Below are 7,021 nucleotides of genomic sequence, written 5' to 3'. Positions count from 1 at the left end.
GGTCCAGGCTGCCGGGCCGCAAGGCGAGGGCGCGCAGCGCCAGACCGGCGGCGGCGGAGGCCGCTGGGCCGGCAAGAACCGGCGCCGCGGCGGGTTCCACGGCGGCAAGCCGAACCGTCCGCGGCCGGAGGGCGGGCCGCGTCCCGAAGGCGGACGCCGGCCGGACGCCGGCCAGTCCGGCGGCGAGCGGCCTTAGCGCGGGCCGGGCATCTCGGCCCGCGAGGAAGCGCAACCCGTCGCGCTTCCTGCCGGGTTGCGCCATTGCAAACGCCAAATAGGGGCTGTCCCGCGAGGTCGATCGACCTGCGGGACAGCCCCTTTATATCGTTATCCATCCGATCGTCACTTCGGACGCTTCTGGGCGGCCTGCACGGCATCCTCCGGCTTGAAGCCGATGAACGCCTCGCGCACCCGGTTCCAGAACGGGAACGGACGGTACCGGGCGAATTGGACCTTCTCGTCGGCGACCGAGCAGATGATCGACCGGACCTCGTGGAACTGCATGACGAGATGGTCGATGCCGACGGCGAGCGGCTCCTCGGGATCGGTCACGATGTCGCAGTGATGGTGCTTGGGCAGGATAAGGGACGATCCGAGCGTCCGGTAGACGCGGTTGTTGATCGACGCGATCTCGGCGATCTGCAGCGCTTCGAGATGCGGGTGGATGACCGCGCCGTTGACGCTCTTATTGTATCCGGTGCTGCCGGTAGGAGTGGACACGACGATGCCGTCTCCGCGGAACATCTCGAACGGTTCGTCGTTGATGTTGAGCTGGGCGACCAGCGTCCCGTCCACGCTCTTGAGAGTGAATTCGTTCAGCGCCAGATAGACCGACGTGCCGCCGTCCGTGACGATCTCGACCCGCAGCAGCGGATAGCTGACCGTCTTCGGCTCCACCGTCGCCATGAGCTGGACCAGCTCTTCGAGCTCGTCCTTCTTCCAGTCGGCGTAGAAGCCGAGATGCCCCGTATGAACGCCGACGAACGCCACCGAGCCGACCTTGTCGCGGAACCGGTGGAACGCTTGCAGCAGAGTGCCATCCCCGCCGATGGACAGGACGATCTCGGGGGACGATTCGTCGCGGGTAAGCCCGCGCTGTCGCGCCAGGTCGTGGAACCGCTCCGCCAATTCGCGCGAGAGCCGGTCTCCACGGTCAAGCAGTGCATACTTCAAGGGTTTGCTCCTTCCGCAGCCAATCGGTTGCTCTTCTCGATACGATCATACCCTAATGCCGCCCGAGAAAACAATCCTGCAGCCCCGATTCCCCCGGAGCTTACGAGGAAGGCTGATACAAATACGGCCACAGCGCGTAGACGAGCGCCACCGCCATGACGGCGTGCAGGAGACGCGCCCGGAAAAAAGGCCCGTACCGCCAGCTCGTTCGGCTCATCAAACCCGCCACTTGGGCGTGCACGGACAGTCCTCCCCAGGAGAGGACGAAGGCGGCGGCCGCCACCCGGTCGACGAGAGGAGGGACCGGCAGGCCCGAGACGGAGCCGGCTTCCGCGGCGGCCCGGGCACCGAGCGTCACCTCGAACGTTCCGCGGATGAGCGAATCGGACAGCGACGGCGAGGCTCCCGCGAGATGAAGCAGCCCGACGAACAGATGCCTCAGCGTCCCGAGCAGGCCGCTGTGAATGAGGAGCTCCAGCGTCGCCGAGAAAAAAACGACGAGCCCGCCCACGACGATCATAAGCTGGATCGAGGATCGCAGGGAGTCCTGGAGCATGACGGCGAACGTTCTTCCGTCCTCCTGCCTCGCGCGGTGCATGGCGGCGAGCGCCTCCCGGAGCCGTCCTCCCCGGCGCCGTTCCGCCTTTTTCCTTGTCCCCCCGTCCTCCGCCTTCTCCCCGCGTCCTCCCCACCGCATCAGAATACCGAGCAGCATCGCCCCGCCGTAATGGGCGGCCGCCAGCACGGGGACGATATCGGCCCTTCCGAAAAAACCGATGCAGACGGCCCCGATCAGGAAGATCGGGTCCGACGACGTCGTCATCGCGACGAGCCGCTCCCCTTCCTCCCGGTTGACGAGCTTGCCGTCCATGAGCCGGGAGGTCAAGCGGGCGCCGACGGGATAGCCCGAAGCGAAGCCCATCGCCACGACGAAGCCGCCGGCCCCGGGGATGCGGAACAACGGCCTCATGAGCGGGTCGAGCAGCGTGCCGGTCAGGTGGACGACGCCGAAGCCGAGCAGCAGCTCGGACAGCACGAAGAACGGGAACAGCGCGGGGAACAGCACTTCCCACCAGACGGCCAGCCCTTTGAGCGACGCGTCGAGAGCGACTTGAGGCATGGAGAGCGCGAGCCCTCCGATCAGCAGAACCGCGGTCCCGAGCGTCAGCGCCGCCAGCCAGCCGTTGAGCCGGGACATTCGTTCCGTTCCTCGTTGCGATACGGTCGTGCGCATGCGGATCTCAACTCCATCCTGGTTATCCCATTAAAAGCTTCTTGTCCACTATATGTTCGAGAAGCGGGTTACTTGCCCGGCGTTCGATCTTGTAATCGCTTGCAAAAAATCGGTGATTGTTCGGGGGCGATATGCTACAATGGAACTATATCGGAATGGTTGAAGAATCGCGATGATTCTTGAATGACTCATGAGAGCGGAGGGATGGGAGATGGCGGCTATCGCGGCGGGTATTCTTGTATGCGCTTTCGTATACGTAATCAGGGAATCCCTGACACCTCCGGAGAACGACTGGTAACAACGATCGAACTATGACTTCTTTCATCGCCCGCTTGGGCGATTTTTGTTTGAATAGGAGATAAGTTCGGGTTCCGTTATGGTATAATGGGTGTGCCTAGGGAGAAAAGTCCCGATATTGCCAAGAAATACGAGAAGGAGGCTGTCCGCGTGACTTATTCGACGATCTATGAAGCCGCGGGCGGAGGACCGGCCATTCGCGACCTGGTCGAGAGATTCTATCCGAAGGTGCAGGAGCACCCTCTGCTCGCGCCTTTGTTCCCGGAAGACATCCGCCCGGTCATGGAGAAGCAGTATCAATTTTTGACCCAGTTCTTCGGCGGACCGTCTCTCTATTCCGATCTGCACGGACACCCGATGATGCGCGGGCGGCACCTGCCGTTCCCGATCACGAAGGAGAGAGCCGACGCCTGGCTCGATTGCATGAGACGGGCGCTCGAGGAGACGAGCCTGTCGCCCGAGCTGCAGCGGATCATGCTGGACCGGCTGTCCGGGCCCGCTTACCATTTTGTCAACTCGTAAGGCCATTACCCGCGACGTCCCGCCTGAGGCGGACGGCGCTTGGAGGAGTCCTTAGTGGATCCGTTATATTTGACGAAGATCAAATGTCCCTGCTGCGAATCCGAGTTCCAGACGTCCCGGGTGCGGCCCAGCCTGAAGAGGGCCATCCGCACGGATTCCGACTTCTGCTCGTACTTCGCCTCGGTCAATCCCGATTTTTACGTCGTCCGGGTGTGCCCTTACTGCGGGTTCGCGTCGACGGAGAACTTCAACGGGCATATGCGGGACGACCAGAAGAGGGCGTACTTGGACAAGATCGGGAAGCAGTGGACCTTCCGCGAATACGGCGGGGAGAGAACCCATCGGGAAGCGATGGAATGCTACAAGCTGGCGCTCCTGTCGGCGCAGGCCGTCAAGGAGAAGGACCGGATCATAGCCGGCATCCTTCACCATATCGCGTGGCTGTACCGGTACGAGGGCAACGCGGAGATGGAGCTGAAGTTCATCGAGTTCGCCCTGGACGCGTACATAAGGGTGTATCAGAGCGAGAGCGCGGTCAACAACGCCCGGCTGCTGTACCTGATCGGAGAGCTGCATCGCCGGCTCGGCCATTATCACGAAGCGGTCAAGTGGTTCTCGAGGGTCATCCACGACAAGAGCATCACCGACGCCGCCATGATCCGCGCCTCGCGCGAGCAATGGACCGTCATTCGCGAGGACATGACGAACGCCGGGGCCGAGCTCCCGGAAGAGATGACGCGGAACGGCGCTTAAGACGCCGCTGCGAATACCGGACTGCCGAGAACGATCTCGGCAGTCCTTTCTTGTTGGGGCGGGAACCTGCCGAGAGCCGGGCGGGACGAGTCGCGGTCCGTTAGTCCAAGAAAGTACTTGCGTTCGCCGACCCGAGAGCACGCGGAGAGGCCGGGAAAATCAAGCCCGCCGTCAGCTCCTTGTCCGGGCTCGTCCGACGGGCTTGTCCGCGAGCAGGTAATCGCCGTCGGCATCGACGAGCTGCACGCGGGTGTGGCAGCACGGGAACACGACGGAGCGCTTGCGCCCGGCTCCGCGCAGCTCCTCGACGTCTTCCGGCTTCAGCGGCAGCCTCACGTGCGATTGGCCGCAGAACGGGCATTCGGCCGCGTAGACGTCGTTCATCTGGATGTCGTAGGGCAGACTGTTCTCGAAGGGGATCACAACGGCACCTCCGTTCCGTTCGAATGGGATTCTCTAACGATACACCAGTTGTTCCGGGAAGCGCAATGATGTAGCATTTGAATAAAGGGGAACCGGTCCGTCCGCAACAGGACTATTAAGAGGATGAGCCCCGAAGAGAGGATGATACGTTCATGCCGCACAATCTGTCGCAGACATGGGATTTGGACCTGTTTTATCCAGGCGGCTCGGCTTCGCCCGAGTTCGCCGCCTTCATGGCGGAGACGGAGGCTCTCGTCGCTTCCCTCCTAGGGGAGCTGCAGCAGAGGAAGGGCGGCGAGCCTTCCGACTCGGAGCTTCGGGATTGGACGGCGAAGCTGCAGGAAGCGCACATTCGCATCCGCCACGCGGACTCGTTCGTCATCTGCTTGTCCTCGCAGAACATGAACGACAAGCGCGCCGTCGCCTGGACCGAGAAGGCGCAATCGCTGTCCGCTCGGCTCAAGCAGGCGTCCGATCTGTTCGACGTCGGGCTGGCGGCCATCCCGGACGAACGCTTCGCCGCATGGGTCGCGACGCCGGAACTCGCAGACATCTCGTTCCCGCTCGAGGAACGCCGCGCGGCGATCCGAGACAAGCTGGCTCCGGAGCTGGAGGCGCTCGCCTCGGAGCTGGCGATCGACGGCTATCAAGGATGGGGCGAGCATTATTCGACCTTGGTCGGCCGCATCTCCATTCCGTGGGAGGAAGACGGGAAGACGTCGAAGCTGTCCGCGGGCCAGGCGGCCAACAAGCTGGACGATCCGAAGCAGGAGGTCCGCGACGAGATGGGCCGTCTCTGGGAGGAGGCGTGGGCGGAGCAGGCCGATCTGTGCGCCGACACGCTGAACCGTCTGGGAGGCTTCCGGCTGAAGCTGTACGGCCGGCGCGGGTGGGACGATCCGCTTCGCGAGCCGCTGAAGATGAACCGGATGAGCCGGGAGACGCTGGACGCCATGTGGGACGCGGTGGCCGGCGGCATCGAGCCGCTCAAGCGCTACTTAAGCGCGAAGGCGCGCCGCTTCGGCAAGGAGAAGCTGGGCTGGCACGACGTCTCCGCTCCGGTCGGAGCCGACGGGGCGAAGATCTCGTACGACAGCGCGGCCGCGCTGATCGGAGACGCGTTCCGGGAATTCTCCCCGAGTATGGCGGAGCTCTCGAAGCGGGCGTTCGAGGAGCGCTGGATCGAGGCCGAGGATCGTCCCGCCAAGCGTCCGGGCGGCTTCTGCACCGACTTCCCGCTGAAGCGCCAGACGCGCATCTTCATGACCTATTCCGGCACCGCGGGCAACGTGTCCACACTCGCCCACGAGCTCGGCCACGCCTACCACTCGTCTCTGGTGGACGGCCTCCCGCCGTTCGCCCAGGATTACGCGATGAACGTCGCGGAGACCGCGTCCACCTTCGCCGAAGGGCTCGTCACCGACGCGCTTCTGCGCCGGGCGGACGGCGACGAGGCGAAGCTGTCGCTGCTCGACGAGCGGCTGCAGAACGCCGTGGCGTTCTTCATGAACATCCGCGCGCGCTTCCTGTTCGAGACGCGGTTCTACGGCATGCGCCGGGAAGGGATGCTGGATGCCGGGCAGCTCGGCGAGCTGATGGTCGCCGCCCAGCGCGAGGCGTTCGGCGATGCCCTCGGCTCCTGGCACCCGCACTTCTGGGCGTCGAAGCTGCACTTCTACCTGACCGACGTGCCGTTCTACAACTTCCCGTACACGTTCGGCTACCTGTTCAGCACGGGAATCGCCGCCGTGGCGGAGGCGGAAGGGCCGGCGTTCGCGGCCCGGTACGACAGCCTGCTGCGCGATACCGGCGTCATGACGGTCGAGCAGCTTGCCTCGCGCCATCTGGGCGCCGACTTGACCAAGCCGGACTTCTGGCGGTCGGCGGTCCAGCGCGCGGTGGCGGACGTGGACGCCTTCGAGAAGCTGGCGGCCCGGTCCTGATAGCTTGGGAAGCCCGGAGGGGATTGCTCCCTTCCGGGCTTTCTTAGTTCGACCGGACGCAGCTTTATGCTTTTTTTAACGACAAGGTAAGACAAAATCATTGAAATTTTCTAAATATTCTCATATAATGAGTCTGAAGTTGCAGAAAAGGTAGAATTTAGTCGACAAAGAGTAAGCATTAAGGAGGAGAGCGATGACATTGGAAATGGTTCCGTTGGCCAGGCAAGTGGACGAGGCTCTGCGCGAGATGGAGGAAGAGCTGAAGGGGCTGTCGGCGGGGACGATCGTATTCCAGATTCGCAACGACGACGTGGGCAAGTTCGGAATCCGCCATCTGCCGCTGGATTGCGAAGAGAAGGGAACGGCTGGAGAGAAGCCCGCCGGCAAGGGAATGAACGCCGAGCAAGTGGCGTCGCTCCGGAGGATGGCCGTAGAAGCACTCGTACATAAGCGCAGTTGGACGCACGGGGAGATTACTTACGATTTCGTATTGCGCCAGGGGAAGGTCAGCTTAAGCGTTCAATTCGAATCGAATTACAACATGGCGAATTTGATGTTCCGGTTGAAGCCGAAGCGCCGTTCCAACAGCCAGCAAGCCTAAGAGAAGGCCGGTCTCCCGTCGGGGAACCGGCCGTCGTCATGCAGGCGATCCCTCGCCCCGCAGCATTTCCCTCCT

Annotated in this window: 8 protein-coding genes; 5 read left to right on the top strand and 3 right to left on the bottom strand. The window is 63.2% G+C overall.

Annotation, left to right across the window (positions count from 1 at the left end; translation table 11 throughout):
• Window positions 1–278, top strand: a 278-nt coding sequence (locus tag H7B90_RS32545; protein WP_221482005.1) for a hypothetical protein, incomplete at its 5' end; no start/stop codon positions are given.
• 64 nt (window positions 279–342) lie between these two features.
• Here H7B90_RS32545 and H7B90_RS11575 read toward each other — a convergent pair.
• Together H7B90_RS11575 and H7B90_RS11570 are read right to left on the bottom strand one after the other, a co-directional pair.
• The gene (locus H7B90_RS11575) at window positions 343–1,173 is read right to left on the bottom strand and encodes an NAD kinase (protein ID WP_185136029.1); all 831 of its coding nucleotides are present in this window, start codon (window positions 1,171–1,173) and stop codon (window positions 343–345) included.
• A 100-nt stretch (window positions 1,174–1,273) separates the two neighbouring features.
• Window positions 1,274–2,371, bottom strand: a complete 1,098-nt coding sequence (locus tag H7B90_RS11570) for a nucleoside recognition domain-containing protein (protein ID WP_185136028.1) — start codon at window positions 2,369–2,371, stop codon at window positions 1,274–1,276.
• A 483-nt stretch (window positions 2,372–2,854) separates the two neighbouring features.
• Here H7B90_RS11570 and H7B90_RS11565 point away from each other — a divergent pair, with 483 nt between their 5' ends.
• Window positions 2,855–3,226, top strand: a complete 372-nt coding sequence (locus H7B90_RS11565; RefSeq protein WP_212959419.1) for a globin domain-containing protein — start codon at window positions 2,855–2,857, stop codon at window positions 3,224–3,226.
• 54 nt (window positions 3,227–3,280) lie between these two features.
• A complete protein-coding gene (locus tag H7B90_RS11560; protein WP_185136026.1) occupies window positions 3,281–3,979 on the top strand; it encodes a DUF2225 domain-containing protein in 699 nt (232 codons plus the stop codon).
• Between the two features lie 171 nt (window positions 3,980–4,150).
• Here H7B90_RS11560 and H7B90_RS11555 read toward each other — a convergent pair whose 3' ends face one another.
• On the bottom strand, window positions 4,151–4,402 hold the full coding sequence (locus H7B90_RS11555) for a hypothetical protein (protein ID WP_185136025.1): 252 nt from the start codon (window positions 4,400–4,402) through the stop codon (window positions 4,151–4,153).
• Between the two features lie 152 nt (window positions 4,403–4,554).
• Between H7B90_RS11555 and H7B90_RS11550 the strand changes: the two genes are divergently transcribed.
• Both H7B90_RS11550 and H7B90_RS11545 read left to right on the top strand, forming a co-directional pair.
• Window positions 4,555–6,345 carry a M3 family oligoendopeptidase gene (locus H7B90_RS11550; RefSeq protein ID WP_185136024.1) on the top strand — a complete coding sequence of 597 codons (1,791 nt, stop codon included), beginning with the start codon at window positions 4,555–4,557 and terminating at the stop codon, window positions 6,343–6,345.
• A gap of 193 nt (window positions 6,346–6,538) precedes the next feature.
• The gene (locus tag H7B90_RS11545) at window positions 6,539–6,946 is read left to right on the top strand and encodes an O-methyltransferase (RefSeq protein ID WP_185136023.1); all 408 of its coding nucleotides are present in this window, start codon (window positions 6,539–6,541) and stop codon (window positions 6,944–6,946) included.
• Window positions 6,947–7,021: the final 75 nt, after the last annotated feature.

It is taken from the genome of Cohnella xylanilytica (assembly GCF_014212175.1).
Classification (GTDB): domain Bacteria; phylum Bacillota; class Bacilli; order Paenibacillales; family Paenibacillaceae; genus Cohnella; species Cohnella xylanilytica.
This window is presented reverse-complemented; position numbering and strand designations above follow the sequence as displayed.